Here is a 24,617-nt window from a genome sequence, read left to right as displayed (position 1 = left end):
CGATCCCGAAAGAGGCTGGCGCGCGGGAACCGTCGCGCGTCGGCCACCCTGTTCCTGACGTCGCAAAGGCAGGCCATCCCTTGAAGCTGTTCCCCCTGCAATCCGATCGGGTGTCCCTCGGTGTCACCGAGACCGGTGGCCATCTCTCCGATGTCGTCTTCTCGCTGGATGGCGAACGCGATATCCGCCCGATGCATACGGCGCCCTGGGAACACGAAGCGCTCCCCGAAGACACCCCGCCGATCCTGAAAATCCTGCGCGGCGATTTTTTCTGTGCGCCATTCGGCACCAGCGACATTCTGCCCGGCGATCTCCCTGTCCACGGCCTGCCGGCCAGCGGAACGTGGCGGGCGACCGAAGCCGACGCGGCAGGCCTCACGGCCGTTCTGGACGGCGACGTCATGGGCGCGACGGTGACCAAGCAGGTCACCGTTCGTCCCGGCGAGGCGGTCGTCTATCAGCGCCACACATTGGCCGGCGGCGACGGGCGTTTGCCGGTTGGCCATCACGCGATGCTGAGCGCGAAGACGCGTCTGCAACTCGCCTATTCGCCCTGGATCACGGCGTTGACCCCGCCCGAGCCGGTCGAGGAGCCGCCGCACGGCCGGGCGCTGCTGGCCGAGGGGCAGGTGATCACCGATCTTCACCATGCCCGGCGCGCCGACGGCGGCACGGTCGACCTGACAGTGTTTCCGACCGCCGAGGATTACGAGCAGATCTGGATGATCGTTGCCGATCGCACGCGTCCGTTTGCCTGGACGGCGGCGACCGCGGCGGAGGAAGGCTGGGTGTGGTTCGCGCTGAAGGATCCGCGCGTCCTGCCGCAGACCCTGATGTGGCTCAGCGACGGCGGCCGCGACTATGCGCCGTGGAACGGCCGGCACCGCCGGGCCATCGGCCTTGAGGAAATATGCGGCTACTTCCACCTGAGCCATTCCCGCTCGATCGGCGACAACCCGGTCGCCGAGTCGGGGAGCCCCACGGCGGTAACGCTCGATCCGAACGGGACGGTGGCGATTTCCTATATGTTCGGCGTTGCCGCGGTGCCACCGGGGTTCGGTCGCGTCGCGGATATCACCCCGGCGCCGGGCGGCGTGACGTTGCACGACGCCGATGGCCACGCCGTCTATGCCCCGTGCGATCCTTCATTTGTTTCCAACAGCGATCCGGACTAGGCCCCGCCGCGAATTCGCGTTAAGCCTCCGCTCGCGTTGGCGCTCGGTAACATTTCGCCAGAAGCGAAGGGACCGCCCATGCCGGGATCTTCTGGCCGGGCCGGTTGCTCGCGTCTTGACAGCCGCCAAGTCGCCTGGCCACCGGGCGATGCAGAGACGAGACGGGATGAACAAGGCAAAAAAGTCTGGAGTCCATTTCCTCTACGCCGATGGTGACCAGCCCCTGAGAGAATGGTCGGCGGGCACCGATGCGGAGAAGGACAGGAAGATCGCTCTCCTTGAGGAAGAAAATACAAGACAGTCGGAGGAGATCGATGAGTTGATCCGGGAAAACCGCCAGTTGCGGCGCGAAGGTGACGGCTCGCCATGAGCATGGCGATCAGGTCAAACGAGGCGCGCCGTCTGCAATGACGTCAATCATGAGGAGAGACCGCCCGATCCTGTTGTGGGCGGGCCGCGTAAGTTTTCTTTTTGGTTATGGTGCAGCGACCCGACGTTATCTCGAGGCCTTTCGCTCGATCGATTTCGACGTGGTTGTATTCGATATCGTTTCCGGAATGGTGGTCGGCCCCGATTCGAGGGCGGCATTCTCCGTCTCGGTGCGGGACGGCATAACGAGCCTCACATTTGAATCCGGTCGCGACGTTGTCCTCGTTGTCAGCGACACGCCGCTTGGTCTGCCTTCATTCCAGGTCAAGGGGAGCATCCGGCTGATCTCCTCTACCATGTTCGAATGCGATGGCTTGCCCACCGGATGGCTGCGGCGACTCCTGCGCTGCGAGGAGGTCTGGGTGCCGTCTGAATTCAACCGGGAGACATTCCGCAACGCCGGAATCCCGGCCGCACGCCTTCAGGTGATGCCTATTCCGGCAAACCCCGCGCTGGCCGAGAACGCCATCGCGCCGATGAATTTGTCTCAGGCCAACCGGTTTCGATTCCTGACCGTCGCCTCGGCCTGGGACCGGAAGGACATCGGCATGGTGCTGCGCGCCTACCTGTCCGAATTTACCGCTGCCGACGACGCTACCATGGTGGTCAAGCTTCCGGGTCACTTCGACGGGTTTGGCGGAGCACGTGAAATTGTCCGGAAGGTGGTGTTTCCGGATTTCGACATCGATGATCCGGACCTCGCCCACGTCCTTGTGCTGTGCGGCGATTTCGACGACGAACGCCTCTGGTCCCTGTTTGCCGCATGCGACGCCTATGTCTCCAGCGACCGGGGAAAGGGATGGGATCTTCCCGCCTTCGAGGCGATGCAGCTCGGACTGGTTTCCATCGGTGTCGACTGGGGCGGCAACACCGCCTTCATGACGAAGGAAAACAGCGTCCTCATCCCTCCGGAGCCAGCCCACGTCCTGACGGGGGAGGACCTGATCAAGAACAAGCGAGTCTATCGCGGCCAGTCCTGGGCTTCGATAGATGCCGCAAAATTGTCGCGCGCCATGCGCGATGTCTTTGAGAAACCCGAAGACTATCGCGCCATTCGGGCGAATGCGCCGGAGGTCAATCAGACATTCGCCGGGGCTCGCGTTGCAGAACAGATGGTTGCCCGGATCGACCAACTGCAATCGTCGGATTTTCGGGGCGATGGGCCAGCCATCATTCGATTCAAGACGTCAGCCTTTCCACCCGCCAGCCCGCAAGCCACGGTCTCGGCCGACGACCTGGCGGCCGCCGATCCCGAGCTCAAGCCGTTCGATGCACACGTCGGAAATGCCGAGGACTGGCTGCAAACCCGGCGTGACGCCTGGAACCGGATGCGCGTGACTCCGCGCGGGGCCGACCTCGCCCGACTTCGGGAGATGCGGAACACATACTACGGCCGGCGCATCTTTATTTTCGGCAACAAGTTCAGGCCGAAGCAATTCGACTTCAGCCTGCTCGAAGGCGAATGCAGCTTCGGCACAAACCGGACCTACAAGATCGGCGAAAGGAAGAACTGGGTTCCGACCTTCTATACGGTTCTGGACTGGCATCTGGCGTCGCAGATCGCCGAGACGGTGAACGGGCTGACTGGCAGCCTCTACTTCTTCCCGCAGCGCTTCTTCGGCCTCCTCAGGGACGGAAACGACGTCCGTTGGTACGAAGCCTACCCGCCCGGCGAGTCGCTCCTTGACCAGTTCGAGACATACCTGCCGAAGGGAGCAAGAGGCACGAGTGTCGCGACGGTGGCGATCCAGATCGCCTATTATCTCGGCTTTCGCGAATTCTATCTCGTTGGCCATGAGTTGACCCGCCCGCGACGATCCGAGGCCGAAGAGCCTGGTGCCGATGCGGCGCCACCGTTCCCCCGCCCGGTGCTGATCGCCAAAAGACGGGAACTGATCGCTTGTCGGGACGCGATCGAGTACCACGGCGGCACGATCCACGACGCGACCCCCGGTGGCGGCGTCGACGACCTCCCGCATGTCTCGTTCAAGTCGCTATTTGGCGACGGAGGAAGCGGGGCCGGCTAACGGCTCCGTCATCGGCGCCTTCTTGCCCGGCGTCACGCATTGGCGCGCCCGGATCGGGATAAGGTCAGTCGCCGAGATAGGTCTTCAGCCGCAGCACGCCGAGCTCCGGGCTCGAAAGAACCGGGACGTCCGGTCGCACGCCCTTTTCTCCGTCCATCACGCGAGCCATCGAGGCCTGTGCCAGTACGACGACATCTGATTCCGCCGCAAGCGCCATCAGCCCTTCCGACACCGCCCGGTCGTGGCCTTCGCGGTCGCCCTTCGAGAGCAAGTCGAAAGCCCCTTCGCAAACCCGGGCTTCGATGCGCGGCGTCTTGCCTTTCGCTCGCGCCAGCCGCTCGATGAGCTCCCGCGTCGGCTCCAGGGTCGTATTGAGGGTCGCCAGGACGCCAATCCTGTCGCCGACGTCCGATGCCCTGTCGGCCATCCCCTCGTCGACACGCACCAGAGGGACAGGGCAGAACGGCCTGGTCGCGTCCACCGCGGGGCCGACCGACGAACAGGTGACGAGGACGGCATCTGCGCCCGCATCGACCGCCGACATGACGTAGCCGGCGAGGCGGCGCATCGTGGTCTGGCCCAGAGAACCGTCGCGGATGCTGTTCCTGAGCAGGCTTTCGTCGACGATGTTGAATGTCGTCCATCCGTCGAGGTGCTGCTTCGCCAGCTCCTCGAATGTCGAAATGAGGCCGGGAACGGTGTGTACCAGCGCTAGTTGCCCGCCCATGTTCATACTTCCCTGGTTTTGGTCGTTTCGCTTCGGGCAGGCTCTTCCGCCGTCTGTTCGAGCATGCTGACCAGCAGCCGTTCGCCGGCGCTGTTGATGTGATCGCGCATCGCCGCGGCAGCGCGTTCGGAGGCCGAGTCGCGGATGGCCATCAGGATCGGCATATGCGCCTCGACTTCGCCTTCTGCGTCCGAGGCATAGAACTTGGTGAAGAAGATGAACTGCCGCGTCTGTGCCTGCAGGCCGCGCAACTGATCCAGCAGGATCTCGTGCCCGCATGGCCGGCAGACTGCCCAGTGGAAGCCCATGTCGGCCTCGATCATCGCGTAGGTGTCGCCGCTTTCCATCGAGCGCTGGAGCTGTCCGAACGCCGCTTCGATCTCGGCGAGTTCGCGACTTCGGATCTTGCCCTCCGTCAGGGCGATCCGCACGGCGAAGGCTTCGAGCACGGCTCGCAATGTAAAGATCTCGCGCGCCCGCTGGGGCGACATCGAGGCCACGACCGCGCCGCGCCGGGCGTGAATGGTGACCAGCCCGATCTCGCTGAGGGTCCGCAGCGCGTCGCGTACCGTAGTGCGTGAAGCCGACACCTGCCGCGCCAGCGGGATCTCGTGCAGCGCTGCCCCCGGCGGATAGACGCCGCGCAGGATGGCATCGCGCAGGTGTGCGACGACCGCGGAGACGAGGGTCGGCGGAGAGTCAAAAGAGGGCGCGTTCCCGCTCTTCGCTTCCGGCATCAGCGCTTCCTGATTCTGGACATTGATCGAACGCCAAAACTGTAACTCATGCCCGACCTGTCGACAAGCAATCGAGAGCGTTCGCTCATCTTCTATGCACAGAAGAGGCGGATTTTAAGCAATCGCCTGATTGACGCGAATTGCGAGCCGCCTCTATGCTGTCGACAATAGACAGGAAACCCTGATGAGGAAATGGAAGCAGTGACTCGTGAAAGCCCGCGCCGATATCGGCCCAAGGCCAGTGAATACGCGGGTGCCTGAGGTGAGGCGCTATGGCATTGCGGATCGAACGATCGGGCCGGTGGCGGTGCTCATGGGCTCGTCAGGGCCGGGCGACCATCTCACGGCGTGCACGCCGATCCTTGTCGACAATCGGGCTGCGTAAGAGGGATGGATAGGAAGATGCCTCGGCTCGGAATCAATTGTGATTGCGGCGAGTCCTATGGGCGTCTTTCCGTCGGGCAGGACGCGCTGGTCATCCCCAACATAACGTCGGCCAATATCGCATGCGGTTTCCATGGCGGTGACCCGACGACGATCCGGCAGACCGCGCGTCTTGCAAAAGCCCATGGTGTCGCTTGCGGGGCCCACCCGTCGCTGCCCGACCTGATGGGCTTCGGGCGTCGGGTGATGGACATTGCGCCGCTCGAGTTCACCGACCTGATTATTTACCAGCTCGGCGCGGTCAAGGCGCTGATCGAGGCGGAAGGCGTCCGGTGCGAGCACGTCAAGCCGCACGGTGTCATGTACGCGATGCTGGAACGTGAGGACCTCGCCTCGGCATTCGGCGACGCGGTGATCGCTGTCGATCCGGGGATGGCCTGGATCTGCGAGAGCAAGGGCGTTGCTGCCGCGGTGGCGCGCCGCCTTGGCATCCGTGTCATTGCCGAGTTCACCGCCGACCGCGCCTATGATGGTGACGGCAAGCTGGTCATCACGCGCAATCCCGAGCCGGTCGACCCGGGTTTCGTTGTCGATCAGGTGCGGCAGGTGATCGAGACCGGCTCGGTCACGACGAATGTGGGCACCCGGATACCGGTGACGGCCGACGTTGTCTGCATTCACTCCGATACGCCGAACAGCCCAGACATCGCCAGCGCGATCAGGACCTTCCTGGATAGCGTCACATGACCGCCGAAGGTCTGTCCGCCGAGCGCCAAAGCGACGCCTTCCTTGACGGCGAGGACGTTGATCTCGGCGGCATCCGCTGGCTCGCGGCCGGCGATCGCTACTGCTTGCTTGAGCTCGGCGCGTCGATGGACCTCGGCCTCAACCTGCGTGCCGTTCAACTCGCCAACCGGCTGCTCGACGAAAAGATCGACGGGTTGATCGAGACGCTGCCGATGTTCATCTCGGTGCTGATCCACTTCGATTCCACCACGCTTGCGCCGGCGAAGCTTCGCAGCCGTGTCGAGGCGATCTGGTCGGAGGTTTCGGCGGAGGACGACGTCGTCGTCCCGTCGCGGCTGATCGACGTGCCGGTCTGCTATCTCGACCCCTGGACGCGCGAATGCGTCGAGATCTATTCCCGCACCATCAAGCCGATCGGCGACGACCCGACATTCGTTGCGGAGATCAGCGGTCTGCCGGGCCCGGAAGCCTTTGTCCGCCGCCACGCCTTCACCCAGCATTGGGTTGGCGGTGTCGGGTTCTGGCCCGGCCTGCCGGACATGATGCCGCTCGACCCGCGCTGTCGACATTCGATCCCCAAATACGACCCGCCGCGTCTCAGCACGGTCACCGGCGCGATCGGCGTCGGCGGAGGTTTCACGTCGATCTATCCGATGGACACGCCGGGCGGCTATCACCTGATCGGTCGCACGCCGATTCCGATCTTCAGCTTCGACACCCGGTTGTCGGCGTTCCGCTCCCGCCCGACGCTCTTCGAGCCGGGCGACCGGGTCAAGTTCAACGCCATCGATGTCGCCGAGTTCGAGGAGATACAGGCGACCGCGGATCGCGGCGCCTATCGCTTCCAGATCACGGAAGGCGAGCTCTTCACCCTGTCGGGCTATCGGAAATGGGCTGCCGACGTCGCCGAACTTGAGACGGGGGAGGCGGTCCCGTGGTGACGCCGCACCTCGAAGTGCTGCAGCCTGGCTTGCAGTCGACGGTCCAGGACTGGCCCGGCCGCATCGGCTTCTGGCGCGTCGGCATTCCGCCGTCGGGACCGATGGACGACCTGGCATTCAGGCTTGCAAACCAGCTTGTCGGCAACGATCCCGGCGCTGCGGGGGTCGAGTTCCAGCTTGTCGGCCCCAAGCTCAGGGCTGACTGCGATGTCGATCTTGCCGTTGTGTCCGGCTCGGAGCCGACGATCGACGGTGTACGCGTCGAGACAGGACAGACCCTGACACTGCGTCGGGGACAGGTGCTCGAGTGTGGGCCGGTTCGTGTCGGCATGCGCGGCTATCTGGCGGTTGCCGGAGGCTTCGACAAGGCACCGGTCCTCGGCAGCGCTTCGACCTTTCCCCGCGGCGGCATCGGCGGGAAGGCCCTCGCGGCGGGGGACATCCTGGCGCTCGCCGGACCCCGCGCCGGGCAGCCGCGCCTCCAGGTGGCCCCGGGAACCATCCCGTCGATCGAGGATACGGCAATCATCGAAGTCACGGCGGGTCCGCATTTCGACTGGCTCGATGCGGCCGGCCGGGACGCGCTGGTCGGTGGCGAATGGACCGTCTCGAGCCGCAGCGACCGGACCGGCATCCGGCTGTCCGGGCCGGAGGTCGGCTTCGCATCGCGCGCTACCGACAAGGCGGCCGAGAACGGGCCCGATCCGACCAACGTCATCAACACCGGCTACGCCATCGGCGGCGTCAATCTTTGTGGCGACACGCCGATCATCCTGCCGCTCGACGGGCCGAGCCAGGGCGGCTTCATCACGCCCATCGTCGTGGTCTCGGCCGCCCTGTGGCGAGTCGGCCAGCTTCGTCCGAACAAGACGCTGGTCTTCCGGCGGGTGAGCGTCGACGAGGCGATCGAGATGCGCACCGCGCTTGAGGCACGGGCCTCGGCGGCAAGCCTGATTCCGCTTTCGGGCGAGGGCGACGCGTCATGAACGCGGCGCCAGCATCGCTCGCGCCCCCAAGCGTCGCGCACATCGCGACAGATCGCATACCGGCGCGGACTGCATCGGGCAGCCGCGCCACTGGAGAAAGTCAAATGAAGCCCCAGCCCAACGTCAATTCGCAATACGCGCGAGACCTGACCTACGCGTTCCATCCCTACACCAATGCGCGCGCCCACGAGGAGCGCGGGCCGATCATCATGGATCATGGCAAGGGGGTCTTCGTCTACGACGACCAGGGCAACGAATATCTGGAGGCACTGGCCGGGCTCTGGAGCGTCGGCGTCGGCTATGGCGAGGAGCGGCTGGTGACGGCCGCCGCCGAACAGATGCGGAAGCTGCCCTACTATCATTCGTTCGCGCACAAGGCGAACGGCCCGGCCATCGACCTCGCGGAACAGCTGGTCAAGATGACGCCGGAGCGGCTGGCGCGGGTGTTCTTCGCCAACTCCGGTTCGGAGGCCAACGACACCGTCATCAAGATGGTCTGGTACTACAACAATGCCATCGGCCGGCCGGAGAAGAAGAAGATCGTCGCGCGGATTCGCGGCTACCACGGCATCACCATCGCCTCGGGCAGCCTCACCGGGCTGCCCTGGAACCATCGCGACTTCGACCTGCCGATCGCCAACATCCTCCACACCGCTTGCCCGCACCACTACCGGTTTGCGATGGAGGGCGAGAGCGAAGAGGAATTCGCCAGCCGGCTGGCTGGACAGTTCGAGCAATTGATCCTCGACGAAGGCCCCGAAACCATTGCCGCCTTCATCGGTGAGCCGGTCATGGGGGCCGGCGGCGTGATTGTTCCGCCGAAGACCTACTGGCAGAAGATCCAGGCGATCTGCCGCAAATACGACATCCTGGTCATCGCCGACGAAGTGATCACCGGCTTCGGGCGAACCGGCACGCCCTTCGCCTGCGAGCGGTTCGACATCGACCCCGACATCCTCGTTCTGTCGAAGCAAATCACGTCGTCCTATCTGCCGATGTCGGCTGTGCTCTTTACCGACGCCTTTTACCAGCCCATTGCCGACAACACCGCGAAGATCGGCACCTTCGGCCACGGGTTCACCACCAGCGGGCACCCGGTCGCCTCTGCGGTCGCGCTTGAGAATCTTGCAATCATCCAGGAGCGCGACCTGTTCGGCAACGCGGCCCGGGTCGGCGAGTATCTCCAGACGCGCCTGCGGTCCGCTTTCTCCGATCATCCGCTTGTCGGTGAAATCCGCGGGGTCGGCCTCATAGCTGCGGTTGAACTCGTCGCCGACAAGGCGAGCAAGCGGTCGTTCGATCCGCTCGGACGGCTGGGAGCCTACTTCTTCGACCAGGGCCACAAGCGCGGGATCATCATCCGCAACGTTCAGGACAGCATGGCGATCTGCCCGCCCCTCGTCATTACCGAGGAGGAAGTCGACGAACTCGTGAAGCGGTTCGGGCAGACGCTCGATGACGCTCTGGCCTGGTCGCGCGACGCCTTCTGATCGCCGGCAAGAATATCCGCTCGTGATCCACTGGCCGACATGAGCGAATTCGGCGGGACAGTTCACCCGCAAGCAGGGAATGCCAAAGAGCCAGTTATCCTACCGAAGGGGACTACAATGACACGACATCCATTCCAGAGAATGCGTCTCACCACGTTAGCCCTGCCGCTCGCCGTCGTTGCGACGATGGCGACGTCCGCTGTCGCCCAGGACTACAGCTGGCCCGACAACATCCCGCCCGAAGCGAAGGAAATGATGGAGCCGATGCCGCTGTCGCCGCGCGGCCAGGCCGTCGTCGGCTTCCCCGAGGGACCGCCCGCATCGTCGCCGGATTCGATCACCTTCACCGACGAAGAGTTGCAGACGCTGAAGGACGGGAACTTCACCGCCGCGATCTCCATGAATGTCATGGACGCGGCCTGGCCGCAGCTTCAGGTGGCCGGCATCACCGCCGGTCTCAAGGAGTACGGCATCGAACTGGTGGCCGTGACCGAGGCCAAGGGCCAGCCGGCGACCCAGCTCAACGATCTCGAGCAGCTGGCCGCCCGCCAGCCCGACGTCATCCTGTCGATTCCGATCGACCCGGTGTCGTCTTCGCCGGTCTTCAAGCGAATCTCCGGCGAGGGCATCAAGATCGTCTTCATCGACAACGTTCCCGTCGATATGGAGCCCGGCAAGGACTACGTTTCCGTCATTGCGTCGGATAACGAGGCCAACGGCTATTTCGCCGCCAAGGCGATGGCCGAGGAGATGGGCGGAAAGGGCAAGGTCGGCATCCTGACCACGGTCTACAACTCCGCCTATGTCATCGTTGCGCGCGAGGCCGGTGCACGGAAGGCCTTTGCCGAGTACCCCGACATCACCGAAGTGGATCCGGCCCAGTTTCCCGGCACCATGACCGGCGCCTATTCGGCGTCTTCGGCGATGATCACCGCAAACGCCGATCTCGGCGGTATCTTCGCGGTATGGGACACGCCGGCGATCCAGGCGGCCAACGCCGCCAAGACCCTTGGCCGTGACGTTCTCGTCGCGACCGTCGATCTTGGCGAAGACAGCGCCGTGGCGGTTGCCAATGGCGAGATCTACTCGATCGGCGCCCAGCGGCCGTTCATGCAGGGCATGGCCGAAGCCAAGGCGGCGGCTGCGGCTCTGCTCGGCAAGGAGGTTCCGCCTTATCTTTCGGTCGCCGCCCTCAAGGTCAAGAAGATCAACCTGCTCAGCGCCCTCCAGGAAGTCACCCAGGAGCCGCCGCCGGAGTCGGTGATCAAGGCGTGCGACGGCGAATGCTTCTGACGCCGGCATAGAAACCTGTGGCCGACGAGCGTCCCGGACAGGGGCGCCCGTCGGTCCACTTCGCAGCGAACAGACGTGCCTGTCGATCCGGGAATGCAGCCTATGAAAGCGCCTGGTGCCAATGCGCCTCACACCGGGGAGGAGGGCAATAGTCCCCTCCTTGTCATGAAGGGCATCCACAAGTCCTTCGGTGAGAACGAGGTGCTGAAGGACATCGACTTCGACCTGCGGGCCGGGGAGGTCCACGCCCTGCTCGGCGAGAACGGCGCCGGCAAGTCGACGCTGATGAAGATCCTGGTTGGCGTGCATCGTCCGGATGCCGGCGAGGTGTTGGTCGCCGGTGTCGACGTCACCGACCAGTCGGTCCAGAGCAAGCTCGGCCGTGGCATCGCCATGATCTTCCAGGAACTCAGCTTGCTGCCGAACCTGACCGTCGCGGAGAACCTGCTGATCGGCCGCGAACCGCGGCGACCGGGATGGCGGATCAATGTCAGGGAGCTTCGCCGACAGTCGCAGGAACTCCTCGACACCTATGATTTTCCGATCCAGGCCGGTGCCCGGGTCGAAACCCTCGGATTTGCCCAGCGGCAGATGATCGAGATCGTCAAGGCGCTGGCAAGCGGCGCCCGTATCCTCGTCATGGACGAGCCGACGTCGTCGCTGACGGTGCGCGAGGAAGACAAGCTCTTCAGCATCATCGACACGCTCAAGGCCAGGGGCATCGGCATCATCTACATCAGCCACCGCATGTCCGAGATCTTCAAGATTTCCGACCGGATCAGTGTCATCAAGGACGGCCAGCTGTTGCCGACCCAGCAGACCGGCCAGACCGACACGCGGCAGATCGCCGAGATGATGTCGCGCGGCGGCAAGGCGATCGACTGGGACCCGGTCGCCATCCCGACGATCGCGCCGGACGGCTTCCCCGCCCTTCGGGTCGCGGGGTTGCGGACCGGACGCAAGCTGCGGACTGGCGTCGATCTGACCATTGCCAAGGGGGAGATCGTCGGGCTCGCCGGGCTGGTCGGCAGCGGCCGCTCGACCTTTGCCAAGGCGCTGTTCGGCCTGCTTCCCGACGCGGTGGGTACGGTCGAGGTGGACGGGCGTCCGGTAAAGCCCGGCTCGCCCGCACGCGCCATCGCCGCCGGCATCGGCTTCGTTCCGGAGGACCGGCGGGGCGAAGGCCTCGTGGTCGATCACGGGCTGGCCATCAACATGGCCTTGCCGACGTTGAAGAAGCTTCGCGTTGGCAACGGGCGGTTTCCGATGGTTCTGCCGAACAGCGCCGACAGCTTGTTCAGCTACATGCGGGACCAGTTGAAGATTGTCTGCCGGTCCGGCCGTCAACGCGCTTCCGAACTGAGCGGCGGCAACCAGCAGAAGGTGGTCGTGGCCAAATGGCTGGCCACCGATGCGCAACTCCTCATCCTCGACGAGCCAACCTCGGGCGTTGACGTCAACGCCAAGGAAGAGATGCGGCTGATCGTTCGTGAAGCGGCGTCGAAGGGGATGGGGGTTCTGCTCATCGCCTCGGAGATGGAAGAGCTGTCCCGGGTTGCCGACCGGATCATCACCATGGTCGACGGGTCGCTCGGCCGAACCCTGCCCGGCGGCGCCAGTGAGACGGAGCTCCGCGCGGCCCTGCAGGCCGACATCGATGCCAAACGCAAGGAGGCTGCCTGATGTCCAACGCGACGCAGAGCACGGTTAGTCAACCGAACCCCGGAAGTGCGCTGCTCGGGCGGCTGCTCAGCCCGGGGCCGCACGTCACCTACATCATCTTCATCATCATCATCGGCTTCTTCGTGATCTTCGCCCCGAATTTCGCGACCTGGGGCACTGCCGGCGCGGTGGGGCGGATCACCGCGGTGGTGACCATCATGGCGGTGGGGATGACCTTCGTCATCGTTTGCGGAGAGATCGATCTGTCGGTCGGATCGCATGTCAGCTTCGCCGCGATGGTCGTTGCGATGCTTCTCTACAACGACGTCCCCGGCTGGATTGCCTCGCCGCTCGTGCTGCTCCTCGGGGCTGGCGTCGGCGCCATCAACGGCATCATCGTCACCAAGCTCCGGATCCCGTCCTTCCTTGTCACCCTCGGCATGCTGAGCGTCCTGCGCGGCCTCGCGCTGAGTTTCACCGGGTCGATGCCGGTGCCGATCGTCGATCGCGAGTATGTCGAGGTTCTCGCCGGCGGAACCATGCTCGGCATCCCGGCGCCGATATGGTGGACGCTGGTCACGGTCGTCGCCGGTTTCTACCTGCTGCACATGACGGTGTTCGGCAAGCGGGCGCTGGCCACCGGCGGCAACACGATCGCTGCGCGTTTCTCCGGAATCAACACGGACCTCATCCGGATCATCGCCTTCGCGTTGTGCGGGGTGACGGCGTCTATGGCCGGGCTGGTCCTGTCCGCGCGCAGCGCCGCCGGGAATCCGATCCTCGGTCAGGGCCTCGAACTTGATGTCATCGCCGCGGTCATCATTGGCGGAACCAGCCTGTTCGGTGGACGCGGCTTCATTCTCGGCTCTGTCGTCGGCGCCATCTTCATCGGTATTCTCGGCTTCGGCCTCATCGTCATGGGCCTGTCGACGAGTATCCAGGAGGTGGTCAAGGGGCTGATCATCATCGGGGCGGTTTCGGTCAACAGGAAGTAGGGGCGAAGGGATCGCCCGCAGTGGCGACCTCCCGCAAACCCCGATGAAACAAAGGGTAAAGGCATGACAGGACGGCTGGACGGCAAGATCGCGATCATCACCGGTGCTTCGACCGGCATCGGCTCGGCGACGGTGCGGCTCTTCGTGGCAGAGGGTGCGAAGGTGGTTGCCGCCGATATCAAGGACCCGGGAGATATGCTGCAGGCAGCGGTCGCCGACAACGCTGGGTCACTAGTGTTCCGGACACTGGACGTGCGCAGCGAAGAGGCCTGGGCCGACGCCCTGGGGGCCTGTGTCGAGACGTTCGGGCAACCGAATGTACTGATCAATAATGCCGGCATCGGTTCCAGCGGCAAGCCGGTGCACGAGGAAAGCCTTGACGCGATGCGGGCGAACTTCGAGGTCAACACGGTCGGCATGTTCCTCGGCATGAAGACGGTGATCCCCGGGATGATGGAGATGGGTGGCGGCGCCATCGTCAATGTCGCTTCGGTCTGGGGGTGGACCGGCATCAAGAACAACGTCGCCTACCAGACCGCCAAGGGGGCGGCGGTGATGCTGTCGAAGAACGCTGCCGTCACCTACGCGCCGAACAACATACGCGTGAACTGCGTGCTGCCCGGCTACATCGACACGCCGATGTCACGCACGGTGACACCGGAAGAGGCGCAGATGCTGATGGATTTCACCCCGCTTGGCCGTCGTGCCGAGCCGGAGGAAGTGGCGCCGATGTTTGTCTTCCTGGCGTCCGACGAAGCCGGCTTCGTCGCTGCTGGCAACTACTTCGTCGACGGCGGTATGTCGGCCCTGTAGCCGACTGCGGCCCTCGTCACGGCAGGCAGCGGTTCGATGCGTTTCGTGGCAAGCGCTGAGTTGCAATAACTCCGATCGAGACAAATAGGCCGATGCCGCTCCGTCGTGGTCGGCATCGACCAAGACAACGCATCGAGTCGGTCTTCCATCGTTGGACGTGCTCAGCCGCCAGTGCGCCTCAGCACATAAACATCCATGATCCAGCCCATCGCTTCTCGCGCTTCAGCTCGGGCCTGGATGATTCTCGGAGCTGATTCAGCGAGGGGACCGGACAGAGTGATCTCCTCCGCCATTCCGACATAGGCACCCCACCAGATCACAACGCCTGCCGGATCGAGATGTTGGAATGCGCAATCTCCATCGAGCATCACGACCAGCGTGTCGACGCCCGCCGGCCAGCCGGCATCGCGCAGCAGCCTTCCCGTCGTCACGAGAAATGGCGCGCCGATATCGGTAAGCGGAATCGCATGGGATGCGGCGAGAGCGTGGATCGAAGTAATGCCTGGAATCACCCGGACTCGCGGGGCAGGTTCCAGACGCGAGGCAATGCGCAGCGTGCTGTCGTAGAGCGTCGGATCACCCCAGACAAGAAACGCCACCGACCCACCGTCGGGGAGTTCGGATCGAATGGTATCGGACCAGACCTTGGCAATGGCGTCGTGCCAGTCATCGACGCCGCGACGATAATCGGCGACCGTCCGATCGCGCCGTGGCAAGTCGAATTCCACGACCCTCGTGGCGGAGTTCGTGACCACTTCGGCACAGATCGAGCGGCGGAGATCGGCCAAGTCGGCTTTGTCCGACCCCTTGCGCGGGATCAGAACCAGATCGGCGGAATTGAGCCCCCGGATCGCCTGCAGCGTCAGATGTTCGGGATTGCCGGTGCCGATGCCCACCAGAAGAAGCTCGATCATCTGCCTCCAAACGAAAACGCGGCCTAAATCGTGGCCGCGCCAGTTTCTCCGATGCGATCAGGCCGCATGTCCCGGGCGACCGCCATGCGAGCGGGGCCGAAGCTGGCGACCGAAGGGTATATTACCCGCGAGCACGATTGCTGACCTACGGGTGTCACCGGCCCCACACCAAGTCAAGAGCGGTCGGCGGTCAGTGCACCATACAGGATCACGGCAGGGGCGTTGCTCGCCTCAGTCGCGATTCGTGCCGCCAGTTCGGCGACGGTCGATCGCGTCAGGCGTTGGTCGGGATGGCTGACAGATTCGGCAAGAAGCGCTGGCGTCGTCCCGGGCAAACCCGCAGCGATCAATCGCTGCGCCAGTTCGGGAAACGTGCGTCTTGCCATGTAGACCACCGTTGTCGCCGACGGGTCGGCCAGAGCGGCGAAGTTCAATCCGTCGGGAAGCGCACCCGTTGCGCCATGGCCGGTGACGAATTGCACCCGCCGCGCAAGCTCCCGTCGCGTCAGCGGAATGCCGGCCGCCGCCGCCGCGGCGCAGGCGGATGTGACGCCGGGAATAATCTCGTAGCCGATGCCGGCAACCGACAGCGCTTCGATTTCTTCTTCCAGGCGGCCGAATAACCCACTGTCACCGGACTTCAACCGGACCACCCGCGCGTGCGTTGTCGCATAGTCGACCAACAGCCGGCTCACCTCGGCTTGTCTCGGCGACACACGGCCGGCCCTCTTGCCCACGCTGACGAGATCGGCGCCGGCCCGCACATGCGCAAGGATCGGACCTGACGACAGATCGTCGAACAGGACCGCGTCAGCGACCTGAAGCCTCGCCACCGCTTTCAGCGTCAGAAGCTCCGGATCTCCGGGCCCGGACGAGACAAAGGATACAAAGCCCGTCATCCGGCCTCCGCAATCAGATGAAAGAATGAACCGGTCGCTCGCCCGCCACCGTCAAGAATTCTGCACGATCCCGTTTCCGGTACGGAGTTGCCGGCGGCGTTTTCCACTTGCGCGAGCGGGGCGTCGTCCTGTTCGAGGACAGTGGCGTAGTGGAACTCATGCCCTCGCAACCGAGCGCCGGCGTCGTGACCGGGAATCGAGGTGTTCAAGCGCACAAGTCTATAGCCGAGATGCAAGCGCCGCTTCTCGAACGACGTGGCAAGTTTGAATAGTCCAACCATCTCGTGTTCTACGCCCGCAGCGTCCACCAGGCACTCGCCCATCACCATGTAGCCACCGCATTCGCCATGCACGGGTCGCGTCTCGGCAAAGCTGCGAAGGCCCGAGCGGAATCGGGCAGCGGTCGCCAGTTGTCCGGCATGGAGTTCCGGATATCCGCCTGGAAGCCAGCAGACATCGGCCGATGCGTCGGGTGCCTCATCGGCCATCGGAGAAAACGGCAGGATTTCCGCGCCGGCCGCGCGCCATTCAGCCAGCATATGCGGATAGACAAAGGAAAAGGCCGCATCGCGAGCGAGCGCCACCCGGCCTCCTGGCGGTGGACTATTCCGGAGTGACACGGCATCGGCCGTCTGCGCCCGTATCGCGATCGCGCGCAGCGCCGGCAGATCGATATGCTCTGTGACGAAATCGGCCATCTCGGCCAGAATCTGGGCGAGACGCGGTTGCTCCTCTGCCTGCACCAGGCCGAGGTGACGTTCCGGCAAGGCAACCGAGGGCCGCCGAGGCAGCGCACCGAGCACCCGGATACCCGCGGCATCAAGGCCCGCCCGCGCGAGTGCCTCGTGCCGGGCGCTGGCGACGCGATTGAGGACGACGCCGGCGAGGGCGACATCCTTCCGCAGCGTTGCAAAGCCAAGCGCCACGGCGGCCGCCGATTGCGCCTGTCCCGAAATGTCGAGCACCAGCACCACCGGCCAGCCCGCAAGCGCTGCAATATCTGCGCTGGCACCGGTTCCGGCCTCGCCGCGCATCGCGGCGCCGTCGAACAGGCCCACCGATCCCTCTGCCAACACCAGATCGGCGCCATCCGCTGCCTGTATCAGGGCCGCGATCTGTGCTGGCTGCATCGCCCAACTATCAAGGTTCAGCGAAGAGCGCCCTGACGCTGCGGTGTGAAATGCAGGATCGATATAATCCGGCCCGCACTTGAAGGGCTGCACCACCAGACCTTGCGCGCGAAAGGCAGCGAGCAAGCCCATCGTCAAGGTGGTCTTGCCGGTACCCGAGGCAGGCGCGGAAATGACGAGGCCGGGAGGGGTCAAGCGCCCTCCCGAAAGCGGGGATCGACGCCAACGGGACGAAAGCGGCGATCGTAGTCATGCGCGTACAGGCGGCTCTCGTCGAACTCCTGCGCGCCGATTGCGCGGCCGACGAGGATCAGCGCCGTGCGCTCCATCTCGCCTGCAACGGCGGCATCAAGTGTCCCGAGCGTAGCAACGACAACTCTCTCATCAGGCCAACTCGCGCGCCAGACGACGGCCACAGGGCAGTCTGCGCCGTAGTGCGGGGTCAGTTCCAGAACGACCCGATCGAGCACATGCACGGACAGATGGATCGCCAGCGTCGCGCCTGTCGCGGCAAAAGCAGCGAGGCTTTCACCCTCCGGCATGGCGGATGCCCGGCCCGAGGTGCGCGTCAGCACCACCGACTGCACGACGCCAGGCAGGGTAAGTTCCGCGCCCAAAGCGGCCGCCGCGGCGGCAAAGGACGGGACGCCGGGCGTAACGTCATATGGAATGCCAAGTGCCCGCAACCGACGCAACTGCTCGCCCATTGCGGACCAGACGGAAAGATCGCCAGAATGCAGCCGCGCGACATCCTGCCCCGCCGCGTGGGCCGCGGCGATTTCCGCGATGATCATGTCCAGCGACATCGGCGCCGTATCGATGACCCTGGCGCCGGCCGGGCAGTGGCCAAGCAAGGCCTTCGGCACCAGCGAACCGGCAAACAGACATACCGGCGACGATGCGATCAGGTCGCGCCCGCGGATGGTGATCAGGTCAGGGGCTCCCGGTCCGGCCCCGATAAAATGCACCGTCATCGATCTACCCCTTCTGCAATCGCCGCCGTTGCCATGCCGTCGGCCGATACCGCGCGCGGCGCGACCAGCCGGGCCGCAGGCCCGGCGGCTGCCAGCGCAGCTGCTTCGGCAAGACTGCCTGTTCCGAAACGCGAAGCCACCCGATCCGACCAGGTCCGCGTTGTAACGGTGGCCAGTGCGGCGGGGTCGATCGCCCAGATCGGCAAACGCAGTTCGGCCGCCAAGGCAACCAGCGCCTCGGCCTGGGCCTTTTTGGCCGCCGTTGCCAGGGCGACGATGCCATCGGTGCCGCCGGCGGCCATCAATGCGCCACGCAGCGACTCAATCCCTGCCGCTTCGCGGAACCCCACGCCGGCGATCCTCATCGTACCACATTCCATTGCACCACGGGTCGGGAGGGGACCCAGCTGCGCATCTTTCCAAGCGGCGTTTCCCGCGAAAGCTCGATCCGCAGGAGATCGCCGCCACGCCTTTTCTGCTCGAGCAGCAGGAGCGCTTCCGTTTCCAGCGTCACGGCATTGACGACCAGCCGCGATCCCGCGGGGATCGTCGACCAGAGCGTGTCGATCAAGGACTGACCGCCTCCACCGCCGACGAAGACTGCATCCGGGGATGGCAGCTTCTCCAGCGCCGCCGGCGCCTCTTGCGTCACGACCGTCAAGCGATGAGCCACGCCGAATGCGGCCGCGTTGCTACGAATATTCTCGGCGCGATCGGCGCGCGCTTCGATTGCAAACGCATTGCCACCGGCAAGGCACCATTCCACGGATATCGACCCCGATCCCGCGCCAATATCCCACAATGTTTCCCCGGGCCGCGGTGCCAGCGCGGATAATGTCAGGGCGCGGATCGGACTCTTGGTAATCTGACCATCGTGGACGAAGACTTCGTCCGGCAATCCTGGCGTTCGAGGCAATCCGGCGGCTCCCGCCGCCACGATCGCCATCGCGACCGGCGCGGCGACGTCGGCAAGATCAAAGCTTGCGGCCGGCGTCGTGCGGATGCGCTCCGAAGGACCGCCGAGCGCCTCCATCACGCTCAACGATGATGCACCGAAACCCTTGTGCGTCAGCCACCTGGCCAGATCGCCCGCGGCCGCGCCATCCCGTAGAAGGCAGATCGCCCTCCGCGCGCGCGTCAGATGCGGAAGCAATGTCTCGAACGGGGCGGCGTGAAGGCCAAGGCAACTCACCTCCTCCAAGCGCCAGCCTAATCTTGCAGCTGCCAGCGAGAAGCTCGATGGCGCCGGAAATGCGATCCATTCACCGGGAGAAAGGCGCGCCGCCAGGCTGCCCCCCGCGCCATGCCAGAACGGATCTCCCGACACCAGAACAGCCACTTGCCGGCCCCGGCATTCAAGCACCGGGTCAACTGAAAACGGAACGGGCCACGGGCGGCCGCCGGCACCGATCCCGGCAAGCTTGAGGTGACGCGGTCCTCCAAACACGATGTCCGCCTGCGCCAGCGCGTCTCGACTTGATTGGGACAAGCCCGTAAGGCCATCCTCACCGATCCCGATGATCCGGATCCAGGGCCTGGTCGCCGAACCGGCAGGGGAGTCAGACATGATGCTTGTCCTCGTCCTGGGCGGCACGACGGAGGCGGGCCAGATCGGCCGCGCGCTTGCCGCCGCCGACGTGCCGGGGGTCATTTCCTATGCGGGGCGCACTGCGGCGCCGACCGCGCAACCGATGCCGACGCGGACAGGCGGCTTCGGCGGCGTTGACGGCCTCGCCGAATATCTCAGGCAGGAAGGGATTACCCATGTGATCGACGCGACGCATCCCTTTGCCAGCCAGATCAGCAAGAACGCGGTCGACGCCTGCGCACGGACCGGTACACCGCTGATCGCTTTCTCGCGCGAACCATGGGTAGCGGGGCCGGGTGACAATTGGCAGCATGTAGGGACGGTCGAACAAGCGGCCGCGGCGCTGCCGGATCGTCCAGCACGGATTTTTCTTGCCATCGGAAAGCAATATCTGCAGCCGTTCGCCGTTCGATTGCAGCACTTTTACCTGCTGCGTCTCGTTGATCCGCCGGCGACCACGCTGGCGTTGCCAGATGCCGAGATCGTGCTGGCGCGCGGTCCTTTCACCGTCGAGGGCGATCTCGCGCTGCTGCGCCATCACCGCATCACGCTCATCGTCGCCAGAAACGCAGGCGGCGAAGGTTCGAGGGCGAAAATTGAAGCCGCTCGCGCGCTCAGCCTGCCCGTCATCATGATCGGCCGGCCGCAAATTGATCCGCCTGGCCTGGCGGAGCGCAGGACTGCACAAAGCGTCGATGAGGTCATGCGCTGGCTCGATCAATCTGCGCGCCTCGGTGTGTAGACGTGACGCCCGACCCGGCGGGTGGCGGAATTCCCGACCAGCACGACGGTCCGCATATTGGCCATTTCCGGCCGTGCCTCGGCCAGTGTCACGGTCTCGATGTGCTCGTCGGCCGTCGTCACCGCGTGCGCGAAGGTAATCAGCCGATCGGGTCCGCATGCGGCGTGAAGGATATTCAGCGCCCGTGCGAATTGATGCGGGCGGGCGGCGGAGCGGGGATTGTAGAACGCCATGGCGAAATCAGCCTCGGCGGCCAACTGAAGCCGCCGTTCCACCAGCGCCCAGGGCTTGAGATTGTCGCTGAGGTTGATCGCGCAAAAATCATGGCCAAGCGGCGCGCCCACGCGAGCGGCGGCCGCCAGCATGGCTGTGATGCCGGGCAGCACGCGAATATCGAGTGTCTGCAACTCCGGTGCATCCTCCAGCGCTTCGAACACGGCTGACGCCATGGCAAATACGCCGGGGTCGCCCGACGAAACGACAACCACACGCCGTCCCTCCGCCGCCAGCGTCAGGGCTTGCCGCGCGCGTTGCAGCTCGGCCCGGTTATCCGAGGCGTGCACCGTGAGACCTTCGCGCGGCGGCACGCGCGCCAGATAGGAAAGATAGCCGACGACATCCGTCGCGGCCGCCAATGCTGCGCTGACCTCGGGGGTGACGAGCGCCGTGTCTCCCGGACCAAGGCCGACGACCATCAGGGAACCGTTCATTCCCCTGTCTCCGGGCGGCGGCCTCGTCCGTGGACCAGGACGGTTGCGAAATAGGGGCATTCGGCGATCTCGGTTTCGGCGAGCCGCACCACGCGCTGATCGGGCATCGTGCCGCGTTCAACCAACCATGCATCGGACAAGCGACCCGCGCGCTCGAGCGCCCGGCGCACCTTGGGCAGGTTCCGACCGGTTTTCATGACAACCAGCGCATCGGCACTCTGCATATGGCGCAGCAGATCGTCCTCGGGCAGTGTACCCATCAGGACGGAAAGAACATCGTCTCCCCAGGTGATGGGAATGCCGATCGCGTTCCAGCATCCGGTCATGCCGTTGATGCCAGGCACGATCTCGACGTCCGCCCGACCGTGCAGCCGGGATTGAAGATGCATGAACGAACCGTAGAACAGCGGGTCGCCCTCGCAGAGCACGACGACGTCGGTGGTTGCGGCGAGAGTGGCAAGCCGCATGGCCCAGTCGTCATAGAAGGAAGCCAGCAGCCGTTTGTATTCGGCACTCCCGAAGGGAAGCTCCGTGGTGACCGGATATTCCATCGCATGTTCCGTGACATCAGTCGCCAACATGCCTTCGACAATGCTGCGCGCCTGACCGGGTCGGCCGGCCTTGCGGAAATACGCAACATGGCGTGCGGCGCGGATCAGCCGGTCTGACCGGACACTGATCAGATCCGGATCGCCGGGGCCGAGGCCCGTGCAAATGATCGTGCCCAAGAACTATTCCTTACGGCTTGCGAGCGCATTGATGGCAGCGACGGTCATCGCGGACCCGCCGAGTCTACCTTTGACGACCAGGGCCGGTGCCGGCAGCGTGGTGATCAACGCCGCCTTCGACTCGGCTGCGCCGACAAATCCCACCGGACAGCCGACGATCGCAGCAGGACGGGGGCATGCTCCGTCTTCGAGCATGTTGAGCAGGTGAAACAGCGCAGTCGGCGCGTTGCCGATCGCGACAACGGCGCCTGCCAGATAAGGCCGCCACAGTTCGACGGCCGCGGCCGAACGGGTTGTCCCCATCTTGAGCGCAAGCTCGGGCACACCGGTCTCCTGCAGCGTGCAAATTACGTCATTGTGGGCCGGAAGCCGAGGCCGCGTGATTCCCTCGCTCACCATCCGCACGTCGCACAAGACCGGTGCACCAGCTTCGAGTGCGGCCCGCGCTGCCTGTGCCATGCCGGAGGAAAAACTTATGTGCTGCTCCAGCCCGACCATGCCTGCCGCGTGGATCATGCGAACGACCACGACTTCTTCTTCCGCTGTGAAGCGGCCAAGATCGGCTTCGGCGCGGATCGTTTCGAAAGACTTGCGATAGATCGCGCTGCCGTCGGTTTCGTAGGCGAAAGGCATCAGGGCGCCTCCCGCAGGATTGCCGGGTTGGCCGCAAGAAACTCTGCCGTCAAACCTCGGCGCTGAGGTCTGTCTCTCGCTGTACCGTGACGGATCAGGTCGAACCCGTTGGCTTGCGCCGTCAGCGTCAAAGGTGCCGGGCCGGCATGCGCGCAGCCCTTTGCGCAGCCCGACACATGCAGCACGGCGTCGTCCGGCAGGTGCGGGGCCAAGGATTTCGCCAGCGCACGTGTCGGCTGCTCGGCTTGCAGGCATCCCGGTGCGCCAGTGCATGCGATGACGCGAAGCATCGGGTCATTGGCGCGCGTGACAAGGCCGGGCAGGTCGGGCGTGGCGCTCACACCTTCGATCAGCAGCATCCGCCACGGCGTCACGCGTAGCGCGCCCATATCGGATAGCGTCCTGAGCATGTCGGCAGGCACCTGGCCGAATTCGAAACCGACCAGAACGCCCGCCGCAACCGGCCCCGGCTTCGGGGAAAACGTTGATGCTGACTGAGCCATTGCCTCGGTGAAAATTTCCGGCAGCACCGCGCCGCGCGCGATGTGAGATGTCATGCGGCCGCGGTGGCCGGTAATCCCGCCCGATTGCACAAACCAGTTGGCGAGCGCCAACATGGTATCGACGGCAGTATCCGCCGACACACGCGCACCGGACGCAACACCGCTGGCGCGACAGATCAAGCCACCATCGGCGCCACGCTCCAGCCTTATGTCGGCGGGGACACCGCTCAGGACCGGGATCGGCCCGCAATCGATGGCGAAGCCGAACTTCGCCGGCAGGCGGGGTGCGTCCGATGCGGTCATCGATGCGGCCAGCGCGGCAGCCAACCTAACGATGCCGTCTTCGGAAGACCAGAACGGCGTGAGCACGATATTGCGCCGCTCCTCTGCATCGTGGGTCTCGTCGATGAGTCCCAGCCCGTCGAGCCGTTCAACCAGTTGGCCGATGCCTTGCTCGATCACGCCGCGCAAATGGATATTGGCGCGCACCGAGAGGCCGATCACACCGTTGCCGAATTCAAGCGCCAGCCGGGCAATTCCCGATGCCTGCTGCGGCGAGAGCCGTCCTTCGGGCGGCCGCAGGCGAACGACCCAGCCATCGCCCGACAGCATCGGGCGCAGCGCACCCGGACACCAGCCCTTGATGACCGGCTCAGCCATGGTCGGCTCCCCGACGCGTCGCAATCGCGATCCGCCCGCCAGGAACGGGTACGGGCCACGCGGGCGATCCCTTCCGGAAGGGTGTGGGATCGCGTCGCGTTGTGTCCAGGTGGTGGCGCAAGGGCAAAAATCCACTCAGCCGCGCCACGGCCGCGCGCAAACCTGCAGCGAGACGCTCATCGTCTTGTCCGTCCATCAATGGAAAGGGCAGGACAGGAGGTGGCGTGTCCTGACAAGACAACTGCACGTCCAACCGGCCGCGGAGCACCCCGGCCGACCACTCACTCTTTGCGTTGGCAGGTCTCCCGGCTTGCGCATTCAGGGTTCTCCACCTTCACGGCATTATTGTCAGTGGCTTGGGGGTGACCTTTTCCAGTCACGATCGCGGGGGGCAGCAGCGCTTCGGGGGCCCCAGTCGCATTCCCTCCTCGCCTGTCCAACGCTGCTTCTCTTGGGGAACAATCCGCTTCCTTGTCAAGCCGCAGTGTTTCCGGCGGTCGCCTTGCCGGAGCTCGCGCAACCCCATTTCCATGAATCGGCGCCACCGCAATCACCATCCTCGCAGGAGCGGGAGCGCGGTGCCGGATATTGCATCGATTGCCGGTCAATCATATCGGGAGAGAATTGGCGCGCCCGAAAGGATTCGAACCTCTGACCCCCAGATTCGTAGTCTGGTGCTCTATCCAGCTGAGCTACGGGCGCGCGCCGGTGCCGCGTGACGGACCGGACG

The 24,617-nt window shown here is 64.8% G+C and carries 24 protein-coding genes, 1 tRNA gene and 1 riboswitch; of the genes, 12 read left to right on the top strand and 13 right to left on the bottom strand.

Annotated elements, in window-relative coordinates; translation table 11 throughout:
- Positions 1-80: 80 nt before the first annotated feature.
- From BLT60_RS20825 to BLT60_RS20815, 3 genes are all read left to right on the top strand, one after another.
- Positions 81-1,175 carry a hypothetical protein gene (locus BLT60_RS20825; RefSeq protein WP_090879707.1) on the top strand — a complete coding sequence of 365 codons (1,095 nt, stop codon included), beginning with the start codon at positions 81-83 and terminating at the stop codon, positions 1,173-1,175.
- A 166-nt stretch (positions 1,176-1,341) separates the two neighbouring features.
- Entirely contained in the window at positions 1,342-1,545 is a 204-nt protein-coding gene (locus BLT60_RS20820) for a hypothetical protein (protein ID WP_139167912.1), read from the top strand.
- Between the two features lie 160 nt (positions 1,546-1,705).
- A complete protein-coding gene (locus BLT60_RS20815; protein WP_139167911.1) occupies positions 1,706-3,631 on the top strand; it encodes a glycosyltransferase family protein in 1,926 nt (641 codons plus the stop codon).
- A gap of 64 nt (positions 3,632-3,695) precedes the next feature.
- On the opposite strand, the gene BLT60_RS20810 is transcribed toward BLT60_RS20815, so the two are convergent.
- Both BLT60_RS20810 and BLT60_RS20805 read right to left on the bottom strand, forming a co-directional pair.
- Positions 3,696-4,358, bottom strand: coding sequence for an aspartate/glutamate racemase family protein (locus tag BLT60_RS20810; protein WP_244521372.1), 663 nt, complete (start codon positions 4,356-4,358; stop codon positions 3,696-3,698).
- 2 nt (positions 4,359-4,360) lie between these two features.
- Positions 4,361-5,095, bottom strand: coding sequence for a GntR family transcriptional regulator (locus BLT60_RS20805; protein WP_090879695.1), 735 nt, complete (start codon positions 5,093-5,095; stop codon positions 4,361-4,363).
- A gap of 402 nt (positions 5,096-5,497) precedes the next feature.
- Here BLT60_RS20805 and BLT60_RS20800 point away from each other — a divergent pair, with 402 nt between their 5' ends.
- The 8 genes from BLT60_RS20800 to BLT60_RS20765 all read left to right on the top strand — a co-directional run bounded on the left by BLT60_RS20800 (position 5,498) and on the right by BLT60_RS20765 (position 14,406).
- On the top strand, positions 5,498-6,226 hold the full coding sequence (locus BLT60_RS20800) for a 5-oxoprolinase subunit PxpA (RefSeq protein WP_090879873.1): 729 nt from the start codon (positions 5,498-5,500) through the stop codon (positions 6,224-6,226).
- Complete coding sequence (locus BLT60_RS20795) at positions 6,223-7,167, top strand: 5-oxoprolinase subunit B family protein (RefSeq protein ID WP_090879692.1); 945 nt, start codon at positions 6,223-6,225, stop codon at positions 7,165-7,167. Before BLT60_RS20800 ends, BLT60_RS20795 begins: the two co-directional genes overlap by 4 nt.
- Positions 7,161-8,153, top strand: coding sequence for a 5-oxoprolinase subunit C family protein (locus BLT60_RS20790; RefSeq protein ID WP_090879689.1), 993 nt, complete (start codon positions 7,161-7,163; stop codon positions 8,151-8,153). Before BLT60_RS20795 ends, BLT60_RS20790 begins: the two co-directional genes overlap by 7 nt.
- Before the next feature lie 104 nt (positions 8,154-8,257).
- On the top strand, positions 8,258-9,643 hold the full coding sequence (locus BLT60_RS20785) for an aspartate aminotransferase family protein (RefSeq protein ID WP_090879686.1): 1,386 nt from the start codon (positions 8,258-8,260) through the stop codon (positions 9,641-9,643).
- Between the two features lie 117 nt (positions 9,644-9,760).
- Positions 9,761-10,936: a substrate-binding domain-containing protein gene (locus BLT60_RS20780; protein ID WP_175478559.1), complete on the top strand. Its 1,176-nt coding sequence runs from the start codon at positions 9,761-9,763 to the stop codon at positions 10,934-10,936.
- A gap of 102 nt (positions 10,937-11,038) precedes the next feature.
- Positions 11,039-12,619, top strand: coding sequence for a sugar ABC transporter ATP-binding protein (locus tag BLT60_RS20775; protein ID WP_175478558.1), 1,581 nt, complete (start codon positions 11,039-11,041; stop codon positions 12,617-12,619).
- A complete protein-coding gene (locus tag BLT60_RS20770) occupies positions 12,619-13,593 on the top strand; it encodes an ABC transporter permease (RefSeq protein WP_090879677.1) in 975 nt (324 codons plus the stop codon). The genes BLT60_RS20775 and BLT60_RS20770 overlap by 1 nt, the downstream gene beginning before the upstream one ends.
- A 63-nt stretch (positions 13,594-13,656) precedes the next feature.
- Entirely contained in the window at positions 13,657-14,406 is a 750-nt protein-coding gene (locus BLT60_RS20765; protein ID WP_090879675.1) for an SDR family NAD(P)-dependent oxidoreductase, read from the top strand.
- Between the two features lie 161 nt (positions 14,407-14,567).
- On the opposite strand, the gene cobF is transcribed toward BLT60_RS20765, so the two are convergent.
- The 6 genes from cobF to cbiE all read right to left on the bottom strand — a co-directional run bounded on the left by cobF (position 14,568) and on the right by cbiE (position 19,890).
- The gene (gene cobF / locus BLT60_RS20760) at positions 14,568-15,320 is read right to left on the bottom strand and encodes a precorrin-6A synthase (deacetylating) (RefSeq protein WP_090879672.1); all 753 of its coding nucleotides are present in this window, start codon (positions 15,318-15,320) and stop codon (positions 14,568-14,570) included.
- 173 nt (positions 15,321-15,493) lie between these two features.
- Positions 15,494-16,219, bottom strand: a complete 726-nt coding sequence (cobA, locus tag BLT60_RS20755) for a uroporphyrinogen-III C-methyltransferase (RefSeq protein WP_090879668.1) — start codon at positions 16,217-16,219, stop codon at positions 15,494-15,496.
- Entirely contained in the window at positions 16,216-17,544 is a 1,329-nt protein-coding gene (locus tag BLT60_RS20750; RefSeq protein ID WP_090879666.1) for a cobyrinic acid a,c-diamide synthase CobB, read from the bottom strand. Before BLT60_RS20750 ends, cobA begins: the two co-directional genes overlap by 4 nt.
- Complete coding sequence (gene cobM / locus BLT60_RS20745; protein WP_090879663.1) at positions 17,541-18,323, bottom strand: precorrin-4 C(11)-methyltransferase; 783 nt, start codon at positions 18,321-18,323, stop codon at positions 17,541-17,543. The genes BLT60_RS20750 and cobM overlap by 4 nt, the downstream gene beginning before the upstream one ends.
- On the bottom strand, positions 18,320-18,688 hold the full coding sequence (locus BLT60_RS20740; protein WP_090879660.1) for a cobalamin biosynthesis protein: 369 nt from the start codon (positions 18,686-18,688) through the stop codon (positions 18,320-18,322). Before BLT60_RS20740 ends, cobM begins: the two co-directional genes overlap by 4 nt.
- Positions 18,685-19,890, bottom strand: coding sequence for a precorrin-6y C5,15-methyltransferase (decarboxylating) subunit CbiE (cbiE, locus tag BLT60_RS20735; protein WP_090879657.1), 1,206 nt, complete (start codon positions 19,888-19,890; stop codon positions 18,685-18,687). The genes BLT60_RS20740 and cbiE overlap by 4 nt, the downstream gene beginning before the upstream one ends.
- On the opposite strand from cbiE, the gene BLT60_RS20730 reads away from it, so the two are divergent.
- A complete protein-coding gene (locus tag BLT60_RS20730) occupies positions 19,889-20,653 on the top strand; it encodes a cobalt-precorrin-6A reductase (RefSeq protein ID WP_090879655.1) in 765 nt (254 codons plus the stop codon). The genes cbiE and BLT60_RS20730 overlap by 2 nt on opposite strands.
- Here the strand turns inward: BLT60_RS20730 and cobJ are convergent.
- From cobJ to BLT60_RS20705, 5 genes are all read right to left on the bottom strand, one after another.
- Positions 20,629-21,363, bottom strand: coding sequence for a precorrin-3B C(17)-methyltransferase (gene cobJ / locus BLT60_RS20725; protein WP_090879653.1), 735 nt, complete (start codon positions 21,361-21,363; stop codon positions 20,629-20,631). The two genes, BLT60_RS20730 and cobJ, sit on opposite strands and share 25 nt — an antisense overlap.
- On the bottom strand, positions 21,360-22,091 hold the full coding sequence (locus BLT60_RS20720; protein ID WP_090879650.1) for a precorrin-2 C(20)-methyltransferase: 732 nt from the start codon (positions 22,089-22,091) through the stop codon (positions 21,360-21,362). Before BLT60_RS20720 ends, cobJ begins: the two co-directional genes overlap by 4 nt.
- Positions 22,092-22,094: 3 nt before the next feature.
- Positions 22,095-22,724: a precorrin-8X methylmutase gene (locus BLT60_RS20715; RefSeq protein ID WP_090879647.1), complete on the bottom strand. Its 630-nt coding sequence runs from the start codon at positions 22,722-22,724 to the stop codon at positions 22,095-22,097.
- Positions 22,724-23,887: a precorrin-3B synthase gene (cobG, locus tag BLT60_RS20710; protein WP_090879644.1), complete on the bottom strand. Its 1,164-nt coding sequence runs from the start codon at positions 23,885-23,887 to the stop codon at positions 22,724-22,726. Before cobG ends, BLT60_RS20715 begins: the two co-directional genes overlap by 1 nt.
- A 278-nt stretch (positions 23,888-24,165) precedes the next feature.
- Positions 24,166-24,343: riboswitch (cobalamin riboswitch) on the bottom strand.
- Between the two features lie 169 nt (positions 24,344-24,512).
- Positions 24,513-24,589: transfer RNA gene (locus BLT60_RS20705), tRNA-Arg, on the bottom strand.
- Positions 24,590-24,617: the final 28 nt, after the last annotated feature.

Source organism: Bauldia litoralis, assembly GCF_900104485.1.
In the GTDB taxonomy this organism is placed as follows: domain Bacteria; phylum Pseudomonadota; class Alphaproteobacteria; order Rhizobiales; family Kaistiaceae; genus Bauldia; species Bauldia litoralis.
This window is presented reverse-complemented; position numbering and strand designations above follow the sequence as displayed.